The 739-nt window shown below is 55.2% G+C and carries 1 protein-coding gene; it reads right to left on the reverse strand.

What is annotated here, in order from left to right:
• Positions 1-739: hypothetical protein (locus tag A7K91_RS26720; protein WP_169833407.1), on the reverse strand; the 739-nt coding region annotated here is incomplete at both ends.

The raw sequence follows: 739 nt of genomic DNA on the forward strand, positions 1-739 counted from the left end.
TGCACTCACCCCTGCGGCATCTCCGGTAAGAAAAATGTTCACATAGCTTTGTACCGCTGCGGTTTTGTCTGCCTGTGAGGCTCCAAAAGCGACATCAATCTCTCCATCCGTCAAAGCCGCCTTGGCGGCAGACACCGCCTGCGCATTAGGTATGCCGGTAAAGGCCGTTGCGGTGATGGCAATGGTTTGCTGCACGCCCGTTTGGCTCTGCAGCCCTTTAGACACCGTGACGGTGAAGACGTAGCTGCCGTCTGTACCGTTTACATTGTCTCCATTGCCTGCAATCGGTGCCGCGTAGTTAACTGTGTTGACCGTCACCGTAACCTCATTATTGTTGATCGCTGCCTCGGCAGTAGCTTTCAATGCTGCCATAATAACCGACTCGCTGGTTGCCATTGCTTGGATCATGCTGCTGTAGCTTGCGCCTTCCACCGCTGCCTTGGCTGCCAACACGATGGCAATGTCCGGATCTGCCGCTTCGTTCATCGTCATCATCAGGCTTTTGCTGTCGCTGGCGTTCCCTCTGACTAAGGCTACATCATACCTGCCCGTGTCGTTGTTGTAGGCAACGGTCGCCGTTACCTTCGGATCACCGGCTATCAGATGGTCTACATAGCTTTGCACCGCCGCTGTTTTGTCCGTCTGTGAAGCCCCGAATGCGACATCGACCGCTCCGTCCACCAAAGCAGCCTTGACCGCTGTCAAGGCTTGTTCATTAACCTCACGGAAGGTCGTGGCC

The organism is Paenibacillus oryzae (assembly GCF_001675045.1).
In the GTDB taxonomy this organism is placed as follows: domain Bacteria; phylum Bacillota; class Bacilli; order Paenibacillales; family Paenibacillaceae; genus Pristimantibacillus; species Pristimantibacillus oryzae.